Genomic DNA, 25774 nt, shown 5'->3' with positions numbered 1-25774 from the left:
CTCGGCAGTCACTTCCCATGGTCCCCTGCTGGTCTGCTCGGCGAAAGCCACCTTCTGCTTTGCGAAATTCTACTTCCACTTTGTGGAAATATCCAAGCCCTCCGGCCGGAACGAGCAGGTCTTGACGGCGAGGACCGCGGAGTGAAGACTCCTTCAACAGTTCGTTGAATTTCGCGGTGCGGTCCGCTGGACGGTCCGCCGTACCGAACGGAAGTGAGGGGCACGGGTGTCCAATGTGGACGTGAAGCTGGTACTGCGCTCGACGCGTGTGATCACCCCGGACGGCACACGGCCCGCATCGGTCGCCGTGGCCGCCGGGAAGATCGCGGCGGTGCTGCCGTACGACGCCGAGGTGCCGGCCGGCGCCCGGCTGGAGGACTTCGGGGACGACGTCCTGCTCCCCGGCCTCGTCGACACCCATGTCCATGTGAACGACCCCGGCCGCACCGAGTGGGAGGGCTTCTGGACCGCCACCCGCGCGGCCGCGGCGGGAGGCATCACCACCCTGCTGGACATGCCGCTCAACTCCCTCCCGCCCACCACCACCGTCGCCAACCTCGCCACCAAGCAGGAGGTGGCGCGCAGCAAGGCGCACATCGACGTCGGCTTCTGGGGCGGCGCGATCCCTTCCAATGTGAAGGACCTGCGGCCGCTGCACGACGCCGGAGTCTTCGGCTTCAAATGCTTCCTCTCGCCGTCCGGCGTGGAGGAGTTCCCCGAGCTCGACCAGGAACAGCTCGCCCGGTCGATGGCGGAGATCGCCGGATTCGGCGGACTGCTCATCGTGCACGCCGAGGACCCGCACCATCTGGCCGCGGCGCCGCAGGAGCCCGGACCCGCGTACGCGAACTTTCTCGCCTCCCGGCCGCGCGACGCCGAGAACACCGCGATCGAAGGCCTGATCGCACACGCCAAGCGGCTCGACGCCCGCGTACATGTACTGCACCTGTCCTCCTCCGACGCGCTGCCGCTCATCGCTGCCGCCAAGCGCGAGGGCGTGAAGATCTCCGTCGAGTCCTGTCCGCACTTCCTCACCCTCACGGCCGAGGAAGTCCCGGACGGGGCAACGGAGTTCAAGTGCTGCCCGCCGATTCGCGAGGCCGCGAACCAGGACGCCCTGTGGGAGGGCCTGGCCGACGGGACCATCGACTGCATCGTCTCCGACCACTCGCCGTGCACCACTGACCTCAAGACCCCCGACTTCGCCACCGCCTGGGGCGGTATCTCCTCCCTCCAGCTCGGCCTCCCCGCCATCTGGACCGAGGCCCGCAAGCGAGGGCACAGCCTTCAGGACGTCGTCCGCTGGATGTCCGCCGCGCCCGCGCAGCTCGCGGGGCTCGGCCACAAGGGCGCGATCGAGGCCGGACGCGACGCCGACTTCGCGGTCCTCGCGCCCGACGAGACCTTCACCGTCGATCCGGCCGAACTCCACCACCGCAACCAGGTGACCGCCTACGCGGGCAAGACTCTGCACGGAGTCGTCAGATCGACGTGGCTGCGCGGCGAACGCATCGTGGAGAACGGCACCCTGGCCGAGCCGACCGGCCGACTGCTCGAAAGGAACAACTGACCGTGTCCATCCCTTCCTTCACCGGTGACGCCCGCCCGTTCGGCGGCGGCGACCCGTACGCCGACTACCGCACGGCCGACTTCCCCTTCACGCACTACGCCGACCTCGCCGACCGGCGGCTCGGCGCGGGCGTCATCGCGGCCAACGACGAGTTCTTCGCCGAGCGCGAGAACATGCTCAAGCCCGAGGCCGCGGAGTTCGACCCCGAGCACTTCGGCCACAAGGGCAAGATCATGGACGGCTGGGAGACCCGCCGCCGCCGCGGCATCTCGGCCGAGCAGCCGCACCCCACGGACGACGACCACGACTGGGCGCTCGTACGCCTCGGAGCGCCCGGCGTCGTACGCGGCATCGTCATCGACACCGCCCACTTCCGTGGCAACTACCCGCAGGCCGTCTCGGTCGAGGCGACCGCGGTGGCCGGGTCCCCCTCGCCCGAGGAGCTACTCGCCGACGACGTGAAGTGGACGACGCTCGTGCCGCGTACGGCCATCGGCGGCCACGCGGCGAACGGCTTCGCCGTCGACGTCGAGCAGCGCTTCACGCACCTGCGCGTCAACCAGCACCCCGACGGAGGCATCGCCCGCCTGCGCGTCCACGGCGAGGTCGCGCCCGACCCCGAGTGGCTCGGCGTGCTCGGCACCTTCGACCTCGTGGCCCTGGAGAACGGCGGCCAGGTCGAGGACGCCTCCGACCGCTTCTACTCCCCGGCCACCAACACCATCCAGCCCGGCCGCTCCCGCAAGATGGACGACGGCTGGGAAACGCGCCGTCGCCGGGACAAGGGCAACGACTGGATCCGCTACCAGCTGGTGGCGCAGGCCGAGATCCGCGCGGTCGAGATCGACACGGCCTATCTCAAAGGCAACAGCGCGGGCTGGGCGTCGGTTTCGCTCCGCGACGGCGAGACGGGTGAGTGGACGCAGATCCTGGAGCGGACGCGGCTGCAGCCGGACACGAATCACCGGTTTGTGCTGGGGGCTCCGGCGGTGGGGACGCATGTGCGGGTGGACATATACCCGGACGGGGGGATCTCGCGGCTGCGGCTGTTCGGTTCACTGACGGCGGAGGGGGCGGGCGCGCTGGTGGCGCGGCACCAGGAACTGGGGGGCTGATCCCTGCGGGGCTTGTTCCCCACACGCCGGCGGGGCTGGAGGTGCGGCTCGGCCGCACATTTCAGCCCGTCCGGCGTTTGAGGACATGCGGCCGAAGGCCGCATACGGGGGTCCAGGGGGCGGAGCCCCTTGGTTACGGGAAGGGGCGGGGTGGGGAACAAGCCCGCCGCAGGCGCCACCCCGCCGTCGCAAGGAACGCGGCCCCGCCTCCTCCGCCCCCGCGCCAAACCGACGTTGAATCACCGTGTGACCCTTCAGCAAGAGATCGTCGGCAGCGCCATGCAGATGGCGGTCGTCTCCCTCCAGCCGGGCCAGACCGTCTACTGCGAGGCCGGGAAGTTCCTGTTCAAGACGGCCAACGTGGCGATGGAGACCCGGCTGTCCGGCCCCGGCGGAGGCGGAGGCGGCCAGCCCGCCGGCGGCTCCGGCTCCGGCTCCGGTTCCGGCTCCGGCGGCATGGGCGGAATGCTGCGCCAGGCCATGGGCACCGCCATGCAGGCCGGCCAGCGCGCCCTCGCCGGTGAGTCCCTCGCCTTCCAGTACTTCACCTCCACCGGCGGCGAGGGCACCGTGGGCTTCGCGGGTGTGCTGCCCGGCGAGATGCGGGCCCTCGAACTCGACGGCACGCGCGCGTGGATGGCGGAGAAGGACGCCTTCGTGGCCGCCGAGTCCACTGTCGAGTTCGGCATCGCCTTCCAGGGCGGCAAGACAGGCCGCAGCGGCGGCGAGGGCTTCATCCTGGAGAAGTTCACCGGGCGCGGCACGGTCATCATCTGCGGCGCGGGCAATTTCATCGACCTCGATCCCGCCGACTTCGGCGGCCGTATCGAGGTCGACACCGGCTGCATCGTCGCCTTCGAGGAGGGCATCCGCTACGGCGTCCAGCGCATCGGCGGCCTCAACCGCCAGGGCCTGATGAACGCCGTCTTCGGCGGCGAGGGCCTCTCCCTGGCCACCCTGGAGGGCCATGGGCGGGTGATCCTCCAGTCGCTGACCATCGAGGGTCTCGCCAACGCCCTCAGGAAGGCCCAGGGCGGCGACAAGCAGGGACCGACCGGCGGGCTTTTCTCCACGGACGCCGGCTAGCACGTGCCGAGGCGCGCCGGGCCGACCGATGATTTCCTGGTACGAGGGGGGTCTCAGCTGATGACCGGAACACCGCAGTCCCGAGCACCCCGAAAGAGGAACCTGTCATGGCTCAGCTCTCGATCACCAGTTTCGTCACCCTCGACGGTGTGATGCAGGCCCCCGGAGGGCCTGAAGAGGACACCAGCGGCGGCTTCGCGCTGGGCGGCTGGTCCGTGCCGTACGGGGACGAGGACTTCGGCCGTTTCATCAACGAGGTCTTCGACCAGGCGGGCGCCTTCCTGCTCGGCCGCCGCACGTACGAGATCTTCGCGGGCTACTGGCCCAAGGTGACCGACCCCGCCGATCCTGTCGCCTCGAAGCTCAACTCCCTGCCGAAGTACGTCGCTTCGACCAAGCTGGAAAAGGCCGACTGGGAAAACAGCACCATCATCCACGGCGACCTCGTCAAGGAGGTCACCGCACTCAAGGAGCGCACGGACGGCGAGCTCCAGGTCCACGGAAGCGGAGCCCTCGCCCACCACCTGATGGCGCACGATCTGATCGACAAGCTCCATCTGCTCACCTTCCCCGTCGTCCTGGGCACGGGCCGCAAGCTGTTCGCCAGCGGCGCCGTCCCGACCGCCTTCCGGCACACCGCGTCCCGGGTCACCGGCGCGGGCGTGGCCATCCACACGTACGAGCTGGCGGGCCGCCCCGAGTACGGCAGCTACTAGGCAAGCCCAGTACACGTGGAGCGATCGGGGGCGAACCCCTGGGCGCGGCAGCTCTGTTGGGCGCGGACTCTGGTCCCGGCGGGCACGGCGCGGGGCCTCCGCGCGGCCGATACCGCGGATTGCTAGGTTCGTGCGCCATGCGATCACTGACGTACGACATAGAGTTCCGCGCCCGTGCCAAGCGCACCCAGGCGTGGGGATTCGGCCTCCTGTCGCTCGCCGCGCTGCTGTGGGTGTGGTTCGGCGTTCTGCTGCTCACGCCGTACGACGCGGGGTACCAGTCCGACTGCGAGGCCCGGCTCTTCACGGACCGATCCACGGCCAACGAGGGCCACGGCGAGAACAGGTGCACCGCCGAACGGGACTGGCCCGAACTCCTCGGCGTCCTCGGCCTCTCGGTGCCCGTCTCCGTCGTGGGTGCCGTGCTCTTCACAAGCGCCAGCGTCAGCAACCGTATGGCCGAACACCTCGCCGAGGTGACCCGGCTGACCGAGGCTGCCGAACGGGCCGCCTGAGCCGCCGGCTAAGCCTTCCTGTACTGGTCCGCGATCATCAGCACCGCGAAGCCGACCACGCCGATCACCACGTTCGCGAAGATCTCCCGGCCGTGCAGGAAGCCGACGTAGTCCGTGATAAAGCGCGTGAAGCCCATGAAACGGAACCAGCCGGTCAGCTCGCGCAACACCCCGCAGGCACCCGCGATCAGCAGCACCATGCCGATGGCTTCGAGAATCTTTTTCATACGCCGATCGTGGTCCGGGACGCGGGGCCGTCGCGTCCGCCCTCCGGATGCCTCGCGGGAGCCGAAAGTCTGAGCCTGCGCGACTTTGGTAGCTACCCGCCGCCGCGAGGCGGCATCACCGCTCCCGCCTGCGTAGCTTTGTCGATATGACGCGCACGGAATACCCCTGGCTGCTGCCCTCGGCCATGTCGCAGGACGCCGACCTGCCCGGCGACCGGACCCGGGCCAGGCCGCGCCGTACCGTACGCGACTGGGTCGTTGACACCTTCGCCTTCATCATCGCCGCGCTCATCGGCATCCTGGCTTCCGAGGCGAGCCGGCAGGCAGGCAACTCCGAACTGGTCGTCTTCGCCGACCAGATGGTGGGCGTGCTCGCCTGCTGCGCACTGTGGGTCAGACGCCGCGCGCCGCTCGGGCTCGCGCTCACCCTGCTCGTCGTGAGCGTGGTGTCTCCGGTCGCGGGAGGGGCGTTGCTGGTGAGCCTGTTCAGCCTCGCCGTGCACCGCCCCTTCAAGCCCGTCGCCGTCGTCGGGGCCCTGGCCGTCGCGGGTTCGGCGGCCGCGGCGCTCGTACGCCCCGATCCGGGCATGTCGTTCCTGGCCTCGCTCCTCACCGGCGTGATCCTGATCCTTCTGGTGACCGGCTGGGGCATGCTCGTACGCGCCCAGCGCCAGCTCGTCGTCGCCCTGCGCGAGCGCGCCCGGCGGGCCGAGAGCGAGGCCGAGCTGCGGGCCGAGCACGCCCAGCGGCTCGCCCGCGAGGCCATCGCCCGCGAGATGCACGATGTGCTCGCCCACCGCCTTACCCTGCTGAGCGTGCACGCGGGCGGACTCGAATTCCGGCCGGACGCGCCCCCTGCCGAGGTCGCCCGGGCCGCCGGAGTGATTCGCGACAGTGCCCACGAGGCGCTGCAGGATCTGCGCGAGATCATCGGCGTACTGCGGGCCCCCGGCGAGGGAGAGGGCGCCGACCGGCCGCAGCCCACGCTCGCCACCCTCGACGCCCTGGTCGCCGAGTCCAGGCAGGCGGGCATGAAGGTCACCCTCGACAACCGCATCACCGACTCGGCCGCCGTCCCTCCCGCCACCGGCCGCACCGTCTTCCGCATCGCCCAGGAGTGCCTGACCAACGCCCGCAAACACGCACCGGGCGCCGAGGTCACCGTCCTCGTCAGCGGCCGGCAGGGCCATGGCCTGACCGTGGACGTAGCCAATCCCGCCCCGGTCGGCGAGGTCGGGAAGGTCCCGGGCTCCGGTCAGGGTCTGATCGGTCTGACCGAACGCGCCACGCTCGCGGGCGGCAGGCTCGCACACGGAGCAACGGACGACGGCGGTTTCCGCGTCCGGGCCTGGCTACCGTGGGCCGCATGACTATCCGGTTGCTCGTCGTCGATGACGACCCTCTCGTCCGCGCGGGACTCGCCTTCATGTTCGGCGGAGCCGACGACCTCGAGATCGTGGGGGAGGGGGCCGACGGCTCCGAGGTCGCGGCACTCGTCGACCGGCTCGCGCCAGATGTGGTGCTGATGGACATCCGGATGCCGAGGATGGACGGCCTCACCGCCACCGAGGAACTGCGCCGCCGCCCCGATGCTCCCGAAGTCGTCGTCCTCACCACCTTCCACGCGGACGAGCAGGTGCTGCGGGCGCTGCGGGCGGGAGCCGCCGGCTTCGTCCTGAAGGACACCGCGCCCGCCGAGATCGTCGCCGCGGTACGGCGGGTGGCGGCGGGCGATCCGGTGCTCTCACCGGCCGTCACCCGCCAGTTGATGACACAGGTCGCCGACCGCACCGCCGGCACCCGCAAGAAGTCCGCCGCCGAGCGGATGGCCTCGCTCGCCGACCGCGAACGGGAGGTGGCCGTCGCCGTCGGCCGCGGCAGGTCCAACGCCGAGATCGCCGCGACCCTCTATATGAGCGTGCCGACCGTCAAGACGCACGTCTCGCGCATTCTGGCCAAGCTGGACCTGAACAACCGTGTCCAGATCGCGCTGTTGGCGCACGACGCGGGCCTGCTCGAGGAGGACGAGCCGGTGTAGCGGACGTACGCTGGCGCGATGACAATCGTTGATCTGGGGGAGTACGGAGCGGAGTTCATCTCGAATCCGTATCCGTACTACGCGCGGCTGCGCGAGTCGGGCCCCGTCCACGAGGTGCGGATGGCGGGCGGCGAGCAGTTCTGGCTGATCGTCGGTCACGAGGAGGCGCGTGCCGCGCTCGCCGACCCGCGCCTGTCCAAGTCGCCCGCCACGGTAGGCGCGATGATGCTGGACGAGGAGGTCATCGGACCGAATCTGCTGGTCCTAGACCCGCCGGACCACAGCAGGCTGCGTCTCGGCGGCCGAACTGCGCGCGCTCGCCTATCTGTTGCTGATCGCCGGCCATGAGACGACGGTCAATCTCATCTCCAACGGCGTACGGGCCCTGCTCACCCACCCCGACCAACTGGCCGCCCTGCGCGCGGACTTCGGACTCCTGGACGGTGCGGTCGAGGAGATGCTGCGCTACGACGGCCCCGTGGAGAACGCCACAGCCCGCTTCGCCGCCGAGCCGGTCCCGGTCGGGGACCGGGTGATCCCGGCCGGCGCGACGGTGCTGGTCGGCCTCGCCGCGGGCGACCGCGACCCGTTCCGCTATCCGGACCCGGACAGCTTCGACATCCGGCGGGACACCCGGGGCCATCTCGCTTTCGGGCACGGCATCCACTTCTGCCTCGGGGCGCCGCTGGCCCGGATGGAGGCCCGCATCGCGATCCGCACCCTCCTCGAACGCTGCCCGGACCTGGCGCTGGACCCCTTGGGCGGCCCGCTCGACTGGCTGCCCGGCCTGCTGATGCGCGGCGTGCGGCGGCTGCCGGTGAGCTGGTAGCCCGCGGCCGGGCCCCGGCCGCGGGCTCGGCCCCGGTCTCACCGCCGCCCCCAGTCGGCCGGGGTGCGCTCAGTCCGCAGGGATCTCCTCCAGCCGGACCGGCCGGTGCTCGCGGCGGGACAGCTCGCACGCCTCCGCGATCCGCAGCGCCGTCAGCGCCTCGCGGCCGTCGCAGGGGTTCTCGGCCTCGCCCTCGACCATCCGGACGAAGGTGTCCAGCTCCGCCTCGTACGCGGGGGCGAAGCGCTCCAGGAAGCCGGGCCACGGCTTGGTGGCGGGCGGCGGGCCCTGCGGCTCGGTCGAGGTGATCGGCGTACGGTCGTCGAGGCCCACCGCGACCTGGTCGAGCTCACCGGCGAGTTCCATGCGTACGTCGTAACCCGCGCCGTTGCACCGGGTGGCCGTAGCCGTGGCCAGCGTGCCGTCGTCCAGGGTCAGCACCGCGGCCGCGGTGTCGACGTCGCCCGCGTCGCGGAACATCGAGGGGCCCCCGTCGGAGCCGGTGGCGTACACCTCGACGACCTCCCGGCCGGTCACCCAGCGCAGGATGTCGAAGTCATGGACCAGGCAGTCCCGGTACAGGCCACCGGAGAGCGGCAGATACGCGGCGGGCGGCGGCGCCGGGTCGGAGGTGATGGCCCGTACGGTGTGCAGCCGGCCGAGCCGTCCCGAGTGCACCAGCTCGCGCGCCCTGGTGTACCCCGCGTCGAAGCGGCGCATGAAGCCCAGCTGGAGCTGGGTGCCCGCGGTCTCGACCTCGCGCAGGGCGCCGAGCGTGCCCGGCAGATCCAGGGCGATGGGCTTCTCGCAGAAGGTGGGCAGCCCGGCGCGGGCGGCCCGGGCGATGAGGTCGGCGTGTGCGGCGGTGGCGGAGGCGATCACGACGGCGTCAACGCCCCACTTGAAGATCTCGTTCGCGCTGGGCGCGGCGGTGGACCCGGTGCGCTCGGCGACCTCGGCCGCCCGCGCCGCGTCGGTATCCGCCACGACCAGTGAACCCACCTCCCGGTGGCGGCTGAGCACGCCCGCGTGGAAAGTGCCGATACGTCCCGTTCCGATCAATCCGATGCGCATGGCCCAAAGGTGGCGGCGGGCCGGTCGCCATGTCAAGACTTTGTCCTGACAACCGAACTTCACGACTTCCCGTCAACATTCCGTGCGACTACGCTCACCCCGTGCCCAAGCAGCCCAGACACGTGACGGACCCGTCCCTGTCGCTCCAGCTGAGCGTGGACCGCACCAGCCCGGTCCCGCTCTACTTCCAGCTGTCGCAGCAGCTGGAATCCGCCATCGAGAGAGGAACCCTCACTCCCGGCAGCCTGCTCGGCAACGAGATAGAGCTGGCCAACCGGCTCGGTCTGTCCCGACCGACCGTCCGCCAGGCCATCCAGTCCCTCGTCGACAAAGGGCTGCTGGTGCGCCGCCGAGGCGTCGGCACCCAGGTGGTACACAGCCAGGTCAAGCGCCCGCTGGAGCTCAGCAGCCTCTACGACGACCTGGAGGCGGCCGGCCAGCGCCCGGCCACCATCGTGCTGCGCAATGCCGTCGAACCGGCGAGTGCCGAGGTCGCGGCCGCTCTCGGGGTGGCGGAGGGCAGCGACGTGCAGCTGATCGAGCGGCTGCGGTTTGCCCACGGCGAGCCCATGGCCAGGCTGCGCAACCACCTGCCCGCGGGCCTCTTCGACTGCGACACCGAGCGGCTCGAGGCAACCGGCCTGTACCGGATGATGCGATCCGCGGGGATCACCCTGCACAGCGCCCGGCAGTCGGTCGGGGCGCGGGCCGCCACCGAGCTCGAGGCCGAGCTGCTCACCGAGGCGACCGGGGCTCCGCTGCTCACGATGGAGCGCACCACCTTCGACGACACCGGCCGCGCTGTCGAGTTCGGCTCGCACATCTACCGGGCCTCGCGCTACGCCTTCGAGTTCCAGCTCCTCGTGCGTCCCTGACGGCCCCGAGGAGGCCCGGGGCAGGTCACGTAAGAATGTCCTTCGCGTAAGAATGTTCGGACAAAGTCTTGACGGGGTCGCGTGGCACCCGTAAAAACTCACCCAGCCGCAATCGGGCGGCCGGGAGAGAAGGCGGACCCACCATGCGTACCACCCGCACGGCAGCAGCCCTGCTCGCCGCAAGTGCCCTGGTCGTTGTCGCCGGATGCAGTAGTTCCGGCGGCAAGGAGGCCAAGGACAGCCCCTCCAAGGACGGTGGAGGAGGCGTTCCCGCCGCCACCGGACGCCTGAAGATCGCGATGGTGACGCACTCCGGCGAGGGCGACACCTTCTGGGACATCGTCCAGAGCGGCGCCAAGGTGGCCGCCCGCAAGGACAACGTCGAATTCCTCTACTCGGCCAACAAGGAGGGCAAGGAGCAGGCCCAGCTCGTGCAGGCCGCCATCGACCAGAAGGTCGACGGCATCATCGTGACCCTCGCCAAGCCGGAAGCAGTCCAGGACGTCGTCAAGAAGGCCGTCGCGGCAGGCATACCCGTCGTCACGATCAACTCCGGCGCCGAGTTCTCCAAGTCGCTCGGCGCGCTCAGCCACATCGGGCAGGACGAGTCCGTCGCGGGCGAGGCCATCGGCGAGGAACTCAACAAGCGCGGCAAGAAGAAGGCCGTCTGCGTCATCCACGAGCAGGGCAACGTCTCGCTCGAAGCGCGCTGCGCCGGTGTGAAGAAGACCTTCAAGGGCACGGTCGAGAACCTCAACGTCGACGGCACCAACACACCCGCGACCACCTCGTCCATCGAGGCCAAACTCCAGGCGGGCAAGGACATCGACGCCGTCGTCGCCCTCGGCGCCCCCATCGCGGCCGCCGCGGTCAAGGCCAAGGACGGCGCGGGCTCCGGCGCCGAGGTCAACACCTTCGACCTCAACGCCGAAGTGGTCAAGCAGCTCAAGGCCAAGCAGATCGGCTTCGCCGTGGACCAGCAGCCCTACCTCCAGGGCTATCTCGCCATCGACGAGCTGTGGCTCAACAAGGTCAACGGCAATGTGATCGGCGGCGGCAAGCCGATCCTCACCGGTCCCGCGCTGGTCACCGAGAAGGATGTGCCCGCGCTGGAGAAGCTCACCGCCGACGGAACCCGATGACGTACGCGGTATACCCGGTGCCAACCCTCCGACCTGCTGTGACACATACTTGGGCGGCCGGGGCGCGTGACCACGCCCCCCGGCCGCACCGAGAAGCACAGCGAGTTCGGCAAGAAGGGCACGGCGTCGTGGCTAGGACAAGGACAGGGGTACGCGCGCTCGGCGCGGTGCTGGCGGCGGTACTCGGAGCCTCACTCGCGGGATGCAGCAGCACCGGCGGCAAGCGCGCGGCCGACGCCCGCAAGGCGCAGGCCGCGGCCGGCAAGGCCGCGGTCACCACCCCTCGCTGGACCTTCGCGATGGTCACCCACTCCGGCGACGGCGACACCTTCTGGGACATCGTCCAGAGCGGCGCGGAGCAGGCCGCCGTCAAGGACAACATCAACTTCCTCTACTCGCACAACGACGAGGGCCAGCAGCAGGCCCAGCTCGTCCAGGCGGCCATCGACAAGAAGGTCGACGGACTGATCGTCTCGCTCGCCAAGCCCGACGCGATGAAGGACGTCGTCGCCAAGGCCGAGAAGGCCGGTATCCCCGTCATCACCGTCAACTCGGGCTCCGAGCAGTCCAAGGCGTACGGCGCGCTCACCCACATCGGGCAGGACGAGTCCGTCGCCGGCGAGGCCGTCGGCGACGAACTCGACAAGCGCGGCCGCAAGAAGGCCCTGTGCGTGCTCCACGAGCAGGGCAACGTCGGCCATGAACAGCGCTGCGCGGGCGCGAAGAAGACCTTCGGCGGCGAGCTGCAGAACCTCTACGTCGACGGCACCAACATGCCCGACGTCCAGGCGTCCATCGAGGCCAAGCTTCAGGCCGACCGCTCCATCGACGCGGTTGTCACGCTGGGCGCACCGTTCGCGGACGCCGCCGTCCAGGCGAAGAAGACCGCCGGGAGCACGGCCGAGGTCGACACCTTCGACCTCAACGCCAAGGTGGCCGCCGAACTGAAGGCCCAGACGCTCGGCTTCGCCGTCGACCAGCAGCCCTATCTCCAGGGGTACCAGGCCGTGGATCTGCTGTGGCTCTACAGGTACAACGCCAACGTGCTCGGCGGCGGGCGGCCCGTCCTGACCGGACCTCAGATCATCACCAAGACCGACGCCGCCGAGCTGCAGGAATACACAGAGCGGGGGACACGATGAGTGCGACCGCACCAACTGCCACACCACCACAGAAGAGCGACGAGCGGCTGCTGCGCACCTCGCCCCTGCGCAAGCTGATGGGCAGACCCGAACTGGGCTCGGTCGTCGGCGCCGTCGCGGTCTTCATCTTCTTCTCGATCGTCTCGGACTCGTTCCTCCAGGCGTCCAGCCTGTCCACCGTCCTGTACGCGGCATCGACCCTCGGCATCATGGCCGTACCGGTCGCGCTGCTGATGATCGGCGGCGAGTTCGACCTGTCGGCCGGTGTCCTGGTGACCAGCTCCGCGCTGATCTCCTCAATGTTCAGCTACCAGATGACGGCGAACGTCTGGGTCGGCGTCCTTGTCTCGCTGCTGGTCACGCTGGCCATCGGGGTCTTCAACGGCTTCATGCTGACCCGTACGAAACTGCCCAGCTTCATCATCACGCTCGGCACGTTCCTGATGCTGACCGGCCTCAACCTCGGCTTCACCAAGCTGATCAGCGGCACGGTCTCCACGAAGTCCATCGCCGACATGGAGGGCTTCAGCTCCGCGAAGAAGCTCTTCGCCTCGCAGCTCACCCTCGGGGACGTCACCCTCAAGGTCACCATCCTGTGGTGGTTCGCGCTGGTCGCCCTGGCCACGTGGATCCTGCTGCGTACCCGCTTCGGCAACTGGATCTTCGCGGTCGGCGGCGGCGCGGACGCGGCCCGCGCGGTCGGCGTCCCGGTCAACAGGACCAAGATCGGCCTGTACATGGGCGTCGCCTTCGCCGCCTGGGTCTCCGGCCAGCATCTGCTGTTCTCCTTCGACGTGGTGCAGTCCGGCGAAGGCGTCGGCAACGAGCTGACGTACATCATCGCGGCCGTCATCGGCGGCTGCCTGATCACCGGCGGCTACGGCTCGGCGATCGGCTCGGCGGTCGGTGCGTTCATCTTCGGCATGACCAGCAAGGGCATCGTGTACGCGGAGTGGAACCCGGACTGGTTCAAGTTCTTCCTCGGAGCGATGCTCCTTCTCGCCACCCTGCTCAACGCATGGGTCCGCAAGCGTGCGGAGGCAAGCAAATGACGGCCCTCGTCGAGCTCGACAACGTCAGTAAGTACTACGGCAACATCCGCGCCCTGGAGGGCGTCTCGCTGGAGGTGCACGGCGGGGAGATCTCCTGCGTACTCGGCGACAACGGCGCGGGCAAGTCCACGCTGATCAAGATCATCGCGGGTCTGCACCAGCACGACGCCGGAACCTTCCTCATCGACGGCGAGCAGGCGAGCCTGACCAGCCCGCGCGAGGCGCTGGACCGCGGTATCGCCACGGTCTACCAGGACCTCGCCGTCGTACCGCTGATGCCGGTCTGGCGGAACTTCTTCCTCGGCTCCGAGCCGACGAAGGGTGTCGGTCCCTTCAAGCGCCTCGACGTCGAGCAGATGCGCGAGACGACCCGGTCCGAGCTGCTGCGCATGGGCATCGACCTGCGCGATGTCGACCAGCCCATCGGCACGCTCTCGGGCGGCGAGCGGCAGTGCGTGGCGATCGCCCGGGCCGTGTACTTCGGCGCGAAGGTCCTGGTCCTGGACGAGCCGACCGCGGCGCTCGGCGTGAAGCAGTCCGGCGTGGTGCTGAAATATGTGGCCGCCGCGCGGGATGCGGGGCTGGGTGTGGTGCTGATCACCCACAACCCGCACCACGCGTATCTGGTCGGTGACCGCTTCATCCTGCTCAAGCGGGGCACGATGTCCGCCAGCCACACGAAGAGCTCGGTGACGCTGGACGAGCTGACGCGCCAGATGGCGGGCGGGAGCGAGCTGGAGGACCTGAGGCACGAGCTGGAGAGGGCGCCGGTGCCGACGCATCTGGGGGGCCACCCGGTGAAGGACGCGGACGGTGATTGACCGGGGCTCCGCCCCGGACCCCGCGCCTCAAACGCCGGCGGGGCTGAAGGTGCGGCTTGGCCGCATATCCAGCCCGTCCGGCGTTTGAGGACATGCGGCCGAAGGTCGCATACGGGGTCCGGGGCGAAGCCCCGTCGGGGGGCTGGGGGCCTGCCCCCAGTTCGGGAAGGGGCGGGTAGGGGCAGCCCCGCGCAGCGGCACCGCCCTCCAGGAAACGGCGCCCCGCCCCGCCGGATGGCAGAATCGGCCCCGGTGGGCGCTGCCCACCGCCGGGGACATGACAGCCACCGGCCCCGCCCCCGAGACCCCGCAGGGACATGAGCACCTACCGCGACTTCGCGCACCGCGGCTCCGCCCGAGCCACCGTCCTGAAGACCGTCGGCACCCGCGAGCGGCGCTCGCATCTGACCGCGCCGCGCGTCCCCACCGTCGGCATCGACATCGGCGGCACGAAGGTGATGGCGGGTGTCGTCGACGCCGACGGCGTGATCCTGGAGAAGGTCCGTACGGAGACGCCGCACAAGTCCAAGAGCCCCAAGGTCGTCGAGGACACCATCTGCGAGCTGGTCCTCGACCTGTCCGACCGGCACGACGTGCACGCGGTGGGCATCGGCGCGGCGGGCTGGGTCGACGCCGACCGTTCCAAGGTTCTCTTCGCACCCCATCTCGCCTGGCGCAACGAACCCCTGCGCGACGCCCTCTCGGCCCGGCTCGCCGTCCCTGTCCTGGTCGACAACGACGCCAACACCGCCGCCTGGGCCGAGTGGCGCTTCGGCGCCGGCCGCGGCGAGGACCACCTGGTCATGATCACCCTCGGTACGGGTATCGGCGGCGCGATCCTGGAGGACGGCCGGGTCAAGCGCGGCAAGTACGGCGTCGCCGGCGAATTCGGCCATATGCAGGTCGTTCCCGGCGGCCACCGCTGCCCCTGCGGCAACCGCGGCTGCTGGGAGCAGTACAGCTCGGGCAACGCGCTGGTGCGCGAGGCCCGCGAGCTCGCCGCCGCCGACTCCCCGGTCGCGCACGGCCTCATCGAGCGCGTCGGCGGCAACATCCCCGAGATCACCGGTCCGGTCATCACCGAGCTTGCCCGCGAGGGCGACGCCATGTGCATCGAGCTCTTCCAGGACATCGGCCAGTGGCTCGGCATCGGCATCGCCAATCTCGCGGCCGCCCTCGACCCGTCCTGCTTCGTCATCGGCGGCGGTGTCAGCGCGGCCGACGATTTGCTCATCGGCCCCGCCCGGGACGCCTTCCGCCGTCACCTCACGGGCCGCGGCTACCGCCCCGAGGCACGCATCGTCAAGGCCCAGCTCGGCCCGGAGGCAGGTATGGTCGGTGCGGCCGACCTCGCGCGGCTCGTGGCCCGCCGTTTCCGCCGGGCCAACCGGCGCCGTGTGGAGCGCCACGAGCGTTACGAACGCTACGCGCAGGCCATCCGCAACTCCGGCACCACCCGCCCCACCCAGGAACCGTAGTCATGACCGTGCCCCGCCAGTCCACCGCAACGGACGAGAGCGTCCGCCCCCCTGAGAACCACCGCCACATGGTGCTCCGTCGCTGGCTGACGGCGATCACCATCGTGCTCCTCGTCGGCATCCCGGCCGGCTATCTGGTGATCTCCGCGGAGCAGAGTCGTGACAGCGGGCGGGACAAGGAGTCGGAGTCCTCGGCCACCGGCCTGCGCAACACCTGGCCCTCCCAGATGAAGCGCCGCGTCTTCGAGGTGCCGATCCCGGAGAATTCCACGCGGGTCGCGTACTACGAGACGAGCAACTGGAAGACCAGCAGGCTGTACGTGCAGTTCCGTACGACCGCCGCCGGGCTCGACCAGTTCCTCAAAGGCGTCGGCACGAGCCGCGCGCAGCTCGACGCCGGCAAGGTCAGCATCGGCGCGCGTGACGCCGAGACCGTCGCCTGGCACTTCGGCGCGAGCGAGGGCGAGTGGGCGGGCACCAGCCATGTGCAGAAGGACCCCCGTCCCTCCCAGGACATCACCGTCGATCTGACCGACAGTTCCCGCCCCATGGTCTTTGTTGTCTCGACAGCGACCCCCTGACCGGAGGCCGGGCTTCCAGTCATTGACATGGAGCGGGTGAGCGCGACGCGGACGCTCCCGAAGACCCTGCGGTACCGGATCGGCGGTCACGCACCCGTACTCGTCCTCGAGTCCCTCCCTCGGGACCACCTGGCACAGGTCATAACGACCGTCCGGGGAGCGGGACGGTGCTGCGGGTGATCGGCGATCGACGTCCATGCGGTCCACGTACCGTGTCACGGGCCGGTGGTGCCAGGCGCTTTCATGCCCGCCCTGGGGCACGTCATCCGCCCGCGGCGTCCTCGGCCTCCCAGCGCAGCAGGTCGCCCGGCTGGCACTTGAGCACCTCGCAGAGCGCGGCGAGCGTCGCGAAGCGCACCGCCTTGGCGCGGCCGTTCTTGAGTACCGCCAGGTTGGCGGGCGTGATCCCTACGCGGTCCGCGAGCTCGCCCACGGACATCTTCCGCCTGGCCAGCATCACGTCGATGTCGACGGTGATCGGCATCAGATCACCTCGTCCAACTCGGCCTGCATCTGCGCCGCTTCGACGTCGCGCGCGACGGCCTGGGCGAGCAGCATCCGCAGCACGAGCACGATGAGCGCGACCCCCAGGATGGCCACGCCGACCCCGCCCATGATGACGGTGACGCCCGGGTCCTCCCGCTGGCCCGGCGCATTGACGGCCGTGACCGCGAACCACAGGAGGGCAGCCGCCACGATCGCGCCGATCACGCCGTCCACGTACCGGAAGGCGGCGTGGGAGAACACGGTTCCGCGTCGCACCATCGATACCAGCCGCCATACGCAGACCAGGGCGACCTGGGCCGACGCCATGCCCAGGATCGTGATCACGCGCAGCGGGGTCAGCGGGAGCGACCCGTCCTCGGGGTCGGTGGCCAACGCCCACACCATCAATGCCTGTACGAACACGGTGCCGGCGAGCACCACCACGAGCACGGCGCGCAGCGCACGCACTGTCAGCTTTCCCATGGCCCGTCCTTCCATCGAGTTGCGATGGGAACCTATCGAGATTCGATAGGTGAAACAAGGGCTGGGACGGAGGGTGGGCGGCGGTTTCGCACGGTGGCGGGACACCGCCGCTTCTCATGGCATGGCGGTTGCCCGAACCGTCTTGATCTTGTCGATCCCGGCCTCGCTTGAGCATAAATCGGACGTCACCCGAGGACCCGGACGAGACGCGCAATCTCGCCGCCGACCCCGCCCACCACGACATCGTCGCCCGCTGCATCCAGGGCATCAGCGAGAAGATGCTCGCCCAGACCCTGCGCGCGCTGGTCCAGGACGGCCTGGTCTGGCGGGAGGTCAAGCCGACGCCGCCGCCCCAGGTCACCTACGGGCTGACCGAGTTCGGCCGAGAGGTCGGCGAGCCGCTGACGGAGCTGTTCGACCGGATCACACAGCGGCTGTCGCCGCGCAGCCCGGGATAGCGTGCGGCACCACCCTGACGAGCCGCCAAGTGACGGAAGTCTGAACGGTGGGCCCGGAGCCGACAGCATCGCCGGTGGCGGCTTCGGCGACACCATTACCGGTGCCGGCCTGACTGCCGGCACTGACCTGGGCGACACGATCTGCGGCGGCACCGGCACTTTCGCCGCCGTCGGGACCGCGACCAGTTGCGGGATGAATCCCGACGACGGCGACGACACCATCCACGGCAACGAGGGCGACGATCTGATCTCCGGTCAGGGCGGCGATGACCAACTGGTCGGAGATCCGGGGGATGACACCCTCAACGGCGGCAGCGGCACCGATACCGGCAACGGCGGCGACGGCAACGACGTATACCTCGGCGTGGAAACCCGTACCTCCTGCAACCTTCAGTAAGCGCATCGCCGGGCTGCGACTACGCAACGTTCAGACGGTCACGTCCGCTTCAGCCTTCTGCCGAAACAGAGCGCGGTACTCCTGGGGCGAGGTCCCGACACGTCTGTGGAAGGCTGCGCGCACAGACGCCGGGTTCCCGAGTCCGGTCAGTCGCCCGATCCGCTCGATGGGTTCCGTGGTGGCTTCCAGTAGTTCGCGCGCGCGGTCGATGCGTGCGTCGGTCAGCCATGCCATGGGTGAAGTCCCGGTCTCGTTGCGAAAGCGGCGGACCAGGGTGCGCCGAGCCATGTGGGCACGTGCGGCGAGATCGTCGACGGTAATCGTCGCTGCCATGTTGTCGAGCATCCAGTCCCGTACGGTGGCGAGTTCCTGGCTGCTCGGCCGGCTGCGGAGCTGGTCAATGTATTGCGCCTGGCCGCCGGGTCGTTGGGGCGGCGCCACCAGGAGCCGCGCCCTTGCGTTCGAGGCGGCGGCTCCGTGGTCAATCCGGATGAGGTGGAGACACAGATCGATTCCGGCGGTCACGCCTGCCGACGTGAGGATGTCGCCGTCGTCGACGAACATGCGGTTCGGCTGGACCTCGATGCCTGGGTAGCGCCTCTGAAGCTGGTCAGACACCTGCCAATGGGTCGTGGCGGGCCTTCCGTCGAGAAGACCTGCCGCCGCCAAGGCGAACGCTCCGGAGCAGATGGACACGATTCGTGCGCCGCGGCCGTGCGCCGCGCGGAGAGCGGCCAGGGCCGCGCTCGGGACGTCGGCGTCAACGTCGTCGTATCCCGGGACGATGACAGTGTCTGCTTTTTCGAGCGCATCAAGGCCGGCTGCCCCGGTGACGGAGAACCCTGAGCGGGCCACGGGCACGACCTGCTCATACGTGGCAACCGTCAGCTCGTAGTTCGGGTCCATCGAGAAGATCTGCGCCGCGATGCCTAGCTCAAGCGGCAGCACGCCGGGCAGGCTCAGTACGACAACGTGATGGCGCAGGGGCACGGCCACCTCATTGGAGATCATGGCCCAATTGTAGCGGAGGAAGGCCCTCGGGCCACTGTTTGTGGACGGCGGCGCAGCTTACGTTCGGACCATGAACGATCCTCTGGTCGTACCAACTGGCGACATCGCCGACGCAGCCCTCGCGATCCTGTACGAGACGGTGGACAAGCAGATTGCCCAACACAGCCTGCGCAGTTTCTACTTCGCACGGCTGACTGCTCAGCAAGAAGGCCTGCTGACCGATGCGGCATACGACGAGGGCCTGCTGTTCGCAGCCACGGTCATGCACGACCTCGGGCTGGGGACGCTTGCCGAGGGCAATGCCCGATTCGAGGTCGAAGGTGCGGACCTCGCCGCAAAGCTGCTGGCTGAGCACGGGGTCCCTGACGACGACATCAGCCGGGTCTGGGAAGCCATCGCCCTGCACAGCTCGCTCGGCCTCGCCGACCGCATGGGCCTGCTGACCTACCTGACCCACAAGGGCGTCTTCACCGACGGTGGCCGCTTCACCGAGCTTTCCCCCGAGCTGCAGGAGCCCGTGCGTCTCGCCTACCCGCGGTCGCCTGATGACCGCTCGCTCCAGGCGGCCATCGTCAAGCACGCCCGAAAGTCTCCCAATGCGGCGCCGCCCTTCTCCATCGCGGCTGAACTGCTCAGACAAACCGGCGGCTGACCAGAGCCAGAAGCAAGCCGACGGTACACACGAGTCGGCCGAGGGCCGGGCGTTTCGATCGGTCGTGACCGGAGTCGACGGCCCGACGGCGGCGGCGTCATTGAAGTCGAAGCCGATCGCGCCCGGCCTGGCACGGCCGAGCATCTGGCCTCCCTGCCCGGCATCGCTGTCCTCGACATGGATCTGGTGGCCGCCCTGAGCAGGCTTGGTGTCACCCGGCAAGCGGCCGTAGTGAGCCGGGCTCCCTTTTCGGGGCGGTGCCCGGGTCAACGGCCGGCCCGGGCACCCGGTTCACGCTTCTACTCCATGAACTGGAAGGTGAATGCCTGGCGTCGGTCGTCGACGTCGAGTGGCCTCAGGGCGGTGCGGGGCGGGAAGATCCTCAGCAGGCTGAGATCCAGGGCCAGCTCCTGGCCGTCGACGGGGCCTCCAGGGACGACGACGTGGAAGGTGTGCGGTTGCGCGCTCTGGTAGAGCGCCCACTCGCGGGGCTCGGGGTATCCGACGACCGGCTTGTTCAGCTCCGGGTCGCCGTCGAAGGACAGGTAGGTTTCGCTCCTGAGATTGCGGATCGTGCAGTTGCCGTTGCTGAGTTCCTCCAACTGCCATTCCTGCTCGCCGGGGTTGCCAGTGGGCGGCAGCAGCACAACGGGGGTCTTGGGCTCCGACGACCCTCCCTCCATCGTGAGCAGTTGCTCGCCGGGACGGGCGATCATGTAGAGGCCGTTCGGTACAGGCGCCACAGCTGACTCCACTTCTGACGTGCGGCGCCCGCGCGGGATGCCGTCGATCCATTGGGCTGACGAATCCCTTCCCCGCCAGTACGCGACAAAGGTCGGAAAAGCTCTGTGTCACCCTTCAGGAGTACAGCGGATTCGCCCCGTCGTTCGACCACCTCATTCGGTGCCTTCAATGGCGTGTCCGGTGGCAGTTGCACTGCCGATCCCACAGCCGGTGACAGGTAACGTGCCGATCCGGTGACGACTGCGGCGCGCCATTCCAACGCGAAGACGCAGGTCGAAAGCTGCCGCTGGTGAAACCTACCGTGCGTCGGCACGGCTTTAACCGTATTCACGGCCGCCGTACATCGCTCTGGCGGCGGCCCGCCCTGATTCCGCACCCCGAATGCGAGGCTGACGATGACCACGCCCGCATCGGCCGCCGTGCGGTGCGCCGCCGCGCGAAGAGCATTGGACGCCGGCGCCGTCGCGGCGGCCCTCGAGCGTCGACCGGCTGCCGTTCGCGACCCGGGTCGCCGCCACGCTCCCGAGGCCACCGCGCGGCGAGGACCGGACATTTCGGCTGGATCGCATCATCGGGGTGAGGACCCTACCCGGCTCGTTCGAACCACCCGCCCGGCTTGATCAGGCGAAGCGCGTACTGGCCGGGCTCGCCACAGCTCCGTTCCAGCATGACGTAACCCTGCGGGTCCAGGGGACGGCCGAGCAGATCCACACCCGACTTCCCGCCTGGCGAGGCGACCCGACGCAACTGTCCCCTCTCATTAGATCCTGCAGGCGCGGCGCCGTGGACCTGCGGGGACCATGCCCACACCCCCGTGGATGCCGCCCTCGAACTGGCCTGGCACGGTCCCCGCCGGGCCGGCGACTGGACACCCATCACCCGCACCTTCCGCGACGGACACACCGTCACCTGGTGGGCCGCCGACGCCACCTTGGGCATTTGGGGCCCCGACGGGCTGACCCGGCCGGTGGTGGCCGGCCTCACCAGACCCTGGTCAACTGCGGGTGCTCCTCATGCTGTTGAGACGTGAACACCCACGGCGCCGACCGGCCGGGACGACCGGCCAGAGCAATCCACCGGTAGTGAGGCCGCGGGCAACCTCGAGGGCGGACAAGTGCCTACCCGGATGCGTACTTTCACGCTGCAACAGCGCGACGGTGTCACGGCGGTCATGTGGAGCAATGCGAACGGGAAGTACGTGTGGGTGGACTACGCTCACGGCTCCACCCTGAGAGCTTCTCGCGGAACCATCGGTACTGACAAACATGCTGTCTTCACAATCAGCAATCAGTAAGAGGCAATGAGCAGCCAGGCTTGAAGAGAGCGAGGCCGGGAAACAATACCGGCCTCACGCCTGTTTGAAGGGCGTGAAGGTTGCGACGGATCCGCGGCGGAGGCGGTGATTCCGCGCCGCTGGGACAGAACTGCCTTGAGACGGCGCCGTCATGATGTCTGGTTCCTGGTCGCCCAGGCCGCGATCTGAGCGCGTGAGGTGAAGCCCATCTTGGTCAGGATATGGTCAACGTGCCCTTCGGCGGTGCGTCGTGAAATGGTCAGCCTTGCCGCAATCTCTTTGTTGGTCATGCCTTCGGCGACCAAGTCGGCGACTTGGCCTTCGCGGCGGGTCAGGGGCGATGACGCCTCCTGTACGGGCGGGGGTGCATCGGCGACAGAGGCGTCCTGCAGTGCGTAGGCGACGGCCTGTTCGAGGGTCAGTGCTCGGCCTGCTTGGGTGGCTGCGGCGAATACTGCGGCGTCCATCTCCTTGCGCAGGTGCGCCTCGACCCTTTGGTGGCCGGTCTGCAGGTGGCCGAGTCCGGTGAGCATGGATCCAGCCACCTGCCACGCTGCGTCTGCCGCACCCATCAGCATTGCGGCACGTTCATCGCGTCCGGCGGCGACCGCGCACCATCCCAGTACCTCCAGGCACTGAGCCACTCCACACTGGTCGTAGGGCAAGGGCTTGTCCCTCAGGCCGCCCTGCACCAGGGTGGCTGCCTGCTGATGCAGCCCGCGGCGATAGAGGTCCAGGCCCATGGCCCACTGCGCATGAGTGGACGACCAGGCGGCGCCATGGGCCTCACACAGAGCGAGGAAGCGCTCGGCGTGCAGGGTGGCAGCCGGGTCGTCGAGATTCACACAGGCGCTCGTGAGCATGCACGCAGTGATGGCGGCACTTCCGGCGTCCCCGGCGGCCTCATGCCGGGTGAATGCTTCATCCAGCATCACAATGGCCCGGGGGAAATCTGCTTGGAACAGGGCCACGAGCCCCGCGAGAGTCACCGTCGCCCGGGACAAGTCCGGGTGCTCTCCGCCGGCGGCTGCCATGGCCTGGCACTCCTGGAGCCGCGCCCTTGCGGAGCGGATGTCTCCCTGGAACACGGCCAGCAGTCCGTCGACGAAGAGTGCTTTGGCCCGGAGGGCGCTGGGCTCGTCATCGAGTGCGAGGGCCCGGTCGAGCCATCGGCGGCCCTCGTTGAAGGATCCGAAGCCGAGGAAGCCGAGCGGGTGGCTCCACAGGGAGGCTGCAAGACCGATCGCCACCTGGGCGTGGCCGGGCTCGTTCACTGTGAACGTGAGTGCGGCGTGCAGGTTGGAATGCTCGATGTGCAGTCGGGTGAACCACGCCATCTGGTCGGGGCCGAACCACTCGTTTTCGGCTTGCTCGGCAACCCGTCGGTAGTAGTCCCGGTGCCGTTCACGCAGGGTGTGCTCCTCGCCGGAGGCGGCCAACTGCTCCCGCCCGTACTGGCGCAGCGTGTCCAGCAGCCCGTACCGCATCCGCGTGCCGTGCTCCGCGCAGGTCAGCACGGACTTGTCGACCAGGCTGGTGATCAGGCCGAGAACATCGTGCTGATCAATGCCGTCGCCGGAGCAGATCTGTTCAGCTGCCTCCAGATCGAAACCGCCGGACAGTACTGACAGCCGCGCCCACAGCAGGCGCTCCTCGTGCGTACACAGGTCGTAGCTCCAGTCGATCGCCGCACGCAGTGTCCGTTGACGCGGCAAGGCGGAGCGTGGCCCGACGCTGAGCAGCCGGAAGCGGTCGTCGAGACGCATGAGGATCTGCGGCGCGGACAGTGCCCGCATCTGGGCTGCCGCCAGTTCGATGGCCAGTGGCACCCCGTCCAGCCGACGGCAGATGTCCTCAGCCACCGCAGCGTTCTCCGAGGTGAGCGCATAGTCCGGCCGCACGGCGCCGGCACGATCGGCGAAGAGTGTCACTGCCTCACTCTGCTCCGCGGGCACAGCGGAACTGGACAGCGTCATCGGCGGCACGGGGAAGATGTGTTCCCCGCTCACCGTCAGTGCCTGACGGCTTGTCGAGAGCACCTGCAGCTCGGGGCTTGCGGCCAGCAGAGTCGCCACCAGCGCCGCGCTGGCATCCAACACATGCTCACAGTTGTCCAGCACCAGCAGCATCCGTCGGCCCGCGACATGTTCCACAAGGCGGGGCAGCGGATCACTGATCCCCTCGATACCGAGCCTCAGCCGCACCGCAACGGTCTGGGCAAGCTCCTGCCCGTCCTGCAGCGCAGCCAGCTCCACCAGCCACACTCCGTCGGGAAAGGACCGCCGAACGTCGGCAGCCAGCTGCAATGCCAGCCGGGTCTTGCCGATACCGCCAGGCCCGGTCAAGGTCACGAGCCGCCCGCGCGACAGCAGCGTTCTGGCTTGGGACAGCTCACGCCGCCGGCCGATGAACCGGGTCGTCTGAGCAGGCAGCGTTCCCGCCCCCCGCACATGGCCTCCCATGTTCCGCACACTAGTTATCTCCGGTACGACGTGCAAAACATGCGTGGGGCCTGCATGCGGCAGAGCAGGTAGTCATGGAGGAAGCAGGTAGTCGTACACGTATTTCTCCCCTGGCCGGGACTGTCGCGTGCCGGGAAGGGTAGTGGGGCCTGCTGCTTCCGGGTCTCTGCGGATTCTCAGATGCCTCTGGCGGTGCTGCTGTCGGCCGCTGGAGGTGTTGAGGGATGTGCGACGGCCAGGTGTGGGGCAGGGACGCTGTCGCGTGGCCGTCTCGGGTGACGTGACACAACCTCAATGCCTATTGATGTACGGGGGATTGTCTTCGTCATGCTGGAGCCGTGTGAGCGGCCGTGCCCTGCGGAACTGGGCCGTGCGCGGAAGGCCGCGCCAAGCGGGAATCGGGTGTTCCGGGGAGTGCGCGGGGCTGAGCGGGTCCACCTTCTACGGCGGCGACCACCTCGGCCACACCGCCCCCCACCCTCGACTGACCGAACACCTGGGCGTGCCTGCACGAGGCTGCCCGCTTCTCCTGGAGTTTCCTGATGTCCCATGCCATGACGTTCTCCGAGTACGGCACGCCCGAGGTACTGCGGCTGTCGGAGGTCGCCCCGCCGGAGCCCGGCCCGGGACAGGTCCGGATCCGGGTGAGGGCTGCCTCCGTCAACCCTCTCGACATGAAGATCCGATCCGGCCTGATGGCCGGCACCGTCCCTGCCCGCTTCCCCGTGATCCCTGGCTTGGACGCGGCTGGTGTGGTCGACGCCGTCGGTGAGGGAGCCGAGCGGACCGTGGGGGACGAGGTCCTCGGCGCCACCGTCGGCGGCAGCTACGGCGAGTACGCCCTGCTCGACGGGCCGGTGACCAAGCCCGAAGCCCTGTCGTGGGAGGTCGCCGCCTCTCTGGTCACGGTCGGCCGGACCGCCTTCCGCGTCCTGCACCAGCTGGGCGTGCAATCGGGCCAGACCCTGCTCGTCCACGGCGCCGGCGGCAGCGTGGGCTGCATCGCGGTGCAGCTGGCTGTGGCCCGCGGCAACAGCGTCATCGGAACGGTCGGCGAGCACGACATCGAGCGGGTCACCGCGCTCGGAGCCATCGCGGTCCGCTACGGCGACGGCTGGATGGAACGGGTGATGGGCGCCGCCCCGGAGGGGGTCGACTTCGTCTTCGATGCCTCCGGCGCCGGTGTGCTCGCCGACTCCGTCGCGCTGACCGGTGACAGTGCACGCGTCATCACCATCGCCGACATGTCCGCCGCGCAGCACGGTGTCCGTTTCAGTGCCGGTGCAGCCGACCAAGGCGGAGAATCCCTGCCGGAGCTGGTGCGGTTGGCCGCCGACGGCAAGCTCATCGTGCCGATCTGGCGCATCTACCGCCTGACGGACGCGGCACAGGCACACACCGACCTTGAGGCCCACCGAAACCAGGGCAAGGCCGTCCTGATGCCGTAACCGCCGCCCACTGCCGCGGCCTCGTGCTGCCGGAGCAGGAGTGGCGGCCCCCGGCCGCAGCCGCTTTCGGCTCGTCAT

25 protein-coding genes and 2 pseudogenes are annotated in these 25774 nt (G+C 69.2%); 20 read left to right on the top strand and 7 right to left on the bottom strand.

Annotated features, from left to right (window positions below; all coding sequences use genetic code 11):
• Positions 1-226 precede the first annotated feature (226 nt).
• The 5 genes from allB to OHA61_RS06915 all read left to right on the top strand — a co-directional run bounded on the left by allB (position 227) and on the right by OHA61_RS06915 (position 5002).
• Positions 227-1570 (top strand): allantoinase AllB, encoded by a 1344-nt coding sequence (gene allB / locus OHA61_RS06935; protein ID WP_406302250.1) that lies wholly within the window; start codon positions 227-229, stop codon positions 1568-1570.
• Complete coding sequence (alc, locus tag OHA61_RS06930) at positions 1567-2685, top strand: allantoicase (RefSeq protein WP_406307296.1); 1119 nt, start codon at positions 1567-1569, stop codon at positions 2683-2685. Before allB ends, alc begins: the two co-directional genes overlap by 4 nt.
• 246 nt (positions 2686-2931) lie before the next feature.
• A complete protein-coding gene (locus tag OHA61_RS06925) occupies positions 2932-3771 on the top strand; it encodes an AIM24 family protein (RefSeq protein WP_406302249.1) in 840 nt (279 codons plus the stop codon).
• 107 nt (positions 3772-3878) lie between these two features.
• Entirely contained in the window at positions 3879-4487 is a 609-nt protein-coding gene (locus OHA61_RS06920) for a dihydrofolate reductase family protein (RefSeq protein WP_324985358.1), read from the top strand.
• A gap of 137 nt (positions 4488-4624) precedes the next feature.
• Complete coding sequence (locus OHA61_RS06915; protein ID WP_406302248.1) at positions 4625-5002, top strand: hypothetical protein; 378 nt, start codon at positions 4625-4627, stop codon at positions 5000-5002.
• Positions 5003-5010: 8 nt separating this feature from the next.
• Here OHA61_RS06915 and OHA61_RS06910 read toward each other — a convergent pair whose 3' ends face one another.
• Positions 5011-5229: a hypothetical protein gene (locus tag OHA61_RS06910; RefSeq protein WP_406302247.1), complete on the bottom strand. Its 219-nt coding sequence runs from the start codon at positions 5227-5229 to the stop codon at positions 5011-5013.
• 146 nt (positions 5230-5375) lie between these two features.
• Here OHA61_RS06910 and OHA61_RS06905 point away from each other — a divergent pair, with 146 nt between their 5' ends.
• The 3 genes and pseudogenes from OHA61_RS06905 (at position 5376) to OHA61_RS06895 (ending at position 8096) form a co-directional block, all read left to right on the top strand.
• On the top strand, positions 5376-6599 hold the full coding sequence (locus tag OHA61_RS06905; RefSeq protein ID WP_406302246.1) for a sensor histidine kinase: 1224 nt from the start codon (positions 5376-5378) through the stop codon (positions 6597-6599).
• The gene (locus OHA61_RS06900) at positions 6596-7267 is read left to right on the top strand and encodes a response regulator (protein ID WP_406302245.1); all 672 of its coding nucleotides are present in this window, start codon (positions 6596-6598) and stop codon (positions 7265-7267) included. Before OHA61_RS06905 ends, OHA61_RS06900 begins: the two co-directional genes overlap by 4 nt.
• 18 nt (positions 7268-7285) lie before the next feature.
• Positions 7286-8096 (top strand): annotated as a pseudogene (locus tag OHA61_RS06895) (cytochrome P450).
• A gap of 69 nt (positions 8097-8165) precedes the next feature.
• On the opposite strand, the gene OHA61_RS06890 reads toward OHA61_RS06895, so the two are convergent.
• A complete protein-coding gene (locus OHA61_RS06890) occupies positions 8166-9170 on the bottom strand; it encodes a Gfo/Idh/MocA family oxidoreductase (RefSeq protein WP_406302244.1) in 1005 nt (334 codons plus the stop codon).
• A gap of 155 nt (positions 9171-9325) precedes the next feature.
• Here OHA61_RS06890 and OHA61_RS06885 point away from each other — a divergent pair, with 155 nt between their 5' ends.
• The 7 genes from OHA61_RS06885 to OHA61_RS06855 all read left to right on the top strand — a co-directional run bounded on the left by OHA61_RS06885 (position 9326) and on the right by OHA61_RS06855 (position 16261).
• A complete protein-coding gene (locus OHA61_RS06885) occupies positions 9326-10045 on the top strand; it encodes a GntR family transcriptional regulator (RefSeq protein ID WP_324985389.1) in 720 nt (239 codons plus the stop codon).
• Between the two features lie 143 nt (positions 10046-10188).
• Positions 10189-11187 (top strand): substrate-binding domain-containing protein, encoded by a 999-nt coding sequence (locus OHA61_RS06880; RefSeq protein WP_406302243.1) that lies wholly within the window; start codon positions 10189-10191, stop codon positions 11185-11187.
• 128 nt (positions 11188-11315) lie between these two features.
• A complete protein-coding gene (locus OHA61_RS06875) occupies positions 11316-12329 on the top strand; it encodes a sugar ABC transporter substrate-binding protein (RefSeq protein WP_406302242.1) in 1014 nt (337 codons plus the stop codon).
• The gene (locus OHA61_RS06870) at positions 12326-13381 is read left to right on the top strand and encodes an ABC transporter permease (protein WP_406302241.1); all 1056 of its coding nucleotides are present in this window, start codon (positions 12326-12328) and stop codon (positions 13379-13381) included. Before OHA61_RS06875 ends, OHA61_RS06870 begins: the two co-directional genes overlap by 4 nt.
• Entirely contained in the window at positions 13378-14202 is an 825-nt protein-coding gene (locus tag OHA61_RS06865) for an ATP-binding cassette domain-containing protein (RefSeq protein ID WP_406302240.1), read from the top strand. The genes OHA61_RS06870 and OHA61_RS06865 overlap by 4 nt, the downstream gene beginning before the upstream one ends.
• Positions 14203-14519: 317 nt before the next feature.
• On the top strand, positions 14520-15680 hold the full coding sequence (locus OHA61_RS06860) for an ROK family glucokinase (RefSeq protein ID WP_324985326.1): 1161 nt from the start codon (positions 14520-14522) through the stop codon (positions 15678-15680).
• Positions 15681-15682: 2 nt separating this feature from the next.
• Positions 15683-16261: a hypothetical protein gene (locus OHA61_RS06855; RefSeq protein WP_406302239.1), complete on the top strand. Its 579-nt coding sequence runs from the start codon at positions 15683-15685 to the stop codon at positions 16259-16261.
• A 262-nt stretch (positions 16262-16523) separates the two neighbouring features.
• On the opposite strand, the gene OHA61_RS06850 is transcribed toward OHA61_RS06855, so the two are convergent.
• The gene (locus OHA61_RS06850) at positions 16524-16745 is read right to left on the bottom strand and encodes a helix-turn-helix transcriptional regulator (protein ID WP_030609318.1); all 222 of its coding nucleotides are present in this window, start codon (positions 16743-16745) and stop codon (positions 16524-16526) included.
• Positions 16745-17230, bottom strand: coding sequence for a DUF2975 domain-containing protein (locus tag OHA61_RS06845; protein ID WP_406302238.1), 486 nt, complete (start codon positions 17228-17230; stop codon positions 16745-16747). Before OHA61_RS06845 ends, OHA61_RS06850 begins: the two co-directional genes overlap by 1 nt.
• Before the next feature lie 167 nt (positions 17231-17397).
• On the opposite strand from OHA61_RS06845, the gene OHA61_RS06840 reads away from it, so the two are divergent.
• Together OHA61_RS06840 and OHA61_RS06835 are read left to right on the top strand one after the other, a co-directional pair.
• Positions 17398-17688, top strand: a complete 291-nt coding sequence (locus OHA61_RS06840; RefSeq protein WP_406302237.1) for a winged helix-turn-helix transcriptional regulator — start codon at positions 17398-17400, stop codon at positions 17686-17688.
• A 1-nt stretch (position 17689) separates the two neighbouring features.
• A complete protein-coding gene (locus OHA61_RS06835) occupies positions 17690-18085 on the top strand; it encodes a calcium-binding protein (protein WP_406302236.1) in 396 nt (131 codons plus the stop codon).
• Between the two features lie 30 nt (positions 18086-18115).
• Here OHA61_RS06835 and OHA61_RS06830 read toward each other — a convergent pair whose 3' ends face one another.
• Entirely contained in the window at positions 18116-19096 is a 981-nt protein-coding gene (locus OHA61_RS06830) for a GlxA family transcriptional regulator (RefSeq protein ID WP_406302235.1), read from the bottom strand.
• Positions 19097-19166: 70 nt separating this feature from the next.
• Between OHA61_RS06830 and OHA61_RS06825 the strand changes: the two genes are divergently transcribed.
• On the top strand, positions 19167-19748 hold the full coding sequence (locus OHA61_RS06825; RefSeq protein ID WP_406302234.1) for an HD domain-containing protein: 582 nt from the start codon (positions 19167-19169) through the stop codon (positions 19746-19748).
• A gap of 299 nt (positions 19749-20047) precedes the next feature.
• Here OHA61_RS06825 and OHA61_RS06820 read toward each other — a convergent pair whose 3' ends face one another.
• Complete coding sequence (locus tag OHA61_RS06820; RefSeq protein WP_406302233.1) at positions 20048-20491, bottom strand: hypothetical protein; 444 nt, start codon at positions 20489-20491, stop codon at positions 20048-20050.
• 538 nt (positions 20492-21029) lie between these two features.
• Between OHA61_RS06820 and OHA61_RS06815 the strand changes: the two are divergent.
• Positions 21030-21522: pseudogene (locus tag OHA61_RS06815) on the top strand (WYL domain-containing protein); the annotation flags it as partial.
• A 413-nt stretch (positions 21523-21935) separates the two neighbouring features.
• On the opposite strand, the gene OHA61_RS06810 reads toward OHA61_RS06815, so the two are convergent.
• Entirely contained in the window at positions 21936-24248 is a 2313-nt protein-coding gene (locus OHA61_RS06810) for an ATP-binding protein (RefSeq protein ID WP_406302232.1), read from the bottom strand.
• Between the two features lie 542 nt (positions 24249-24790).
• Between OHA61_RS06810 and OHA61_RS06805 the strand changes: the two genes are divergently transcribed.
• A complete protein-coding gene (locus OHA61_RS06805; protein ID WP_406302231.1) occupies positions 24791-25696 on the top strand; it encodes an NADP-dependent oxidoreductase in 906 nt (301 codons plus the stop codon).
• The last annotated feature ends 78 nt before the right edge of the window (positions 25697-25774 follow it).

Origin of the sequence: Streptomyces sp. NBC_00885, assembly GCF_045207475.1 — a bacterium.
Taxonomy (GTDB): domain Bacteria; phylum Actinomycetota; class Actinomycetes; order Streptomycetales; family Streptomycetaceae; genus Streptomyces.
The sequence above is the reverse complement of the archived record's forward strand: the minus strand, read 5'-3'. Positions and strand labels throughout refer to the sequence as shown.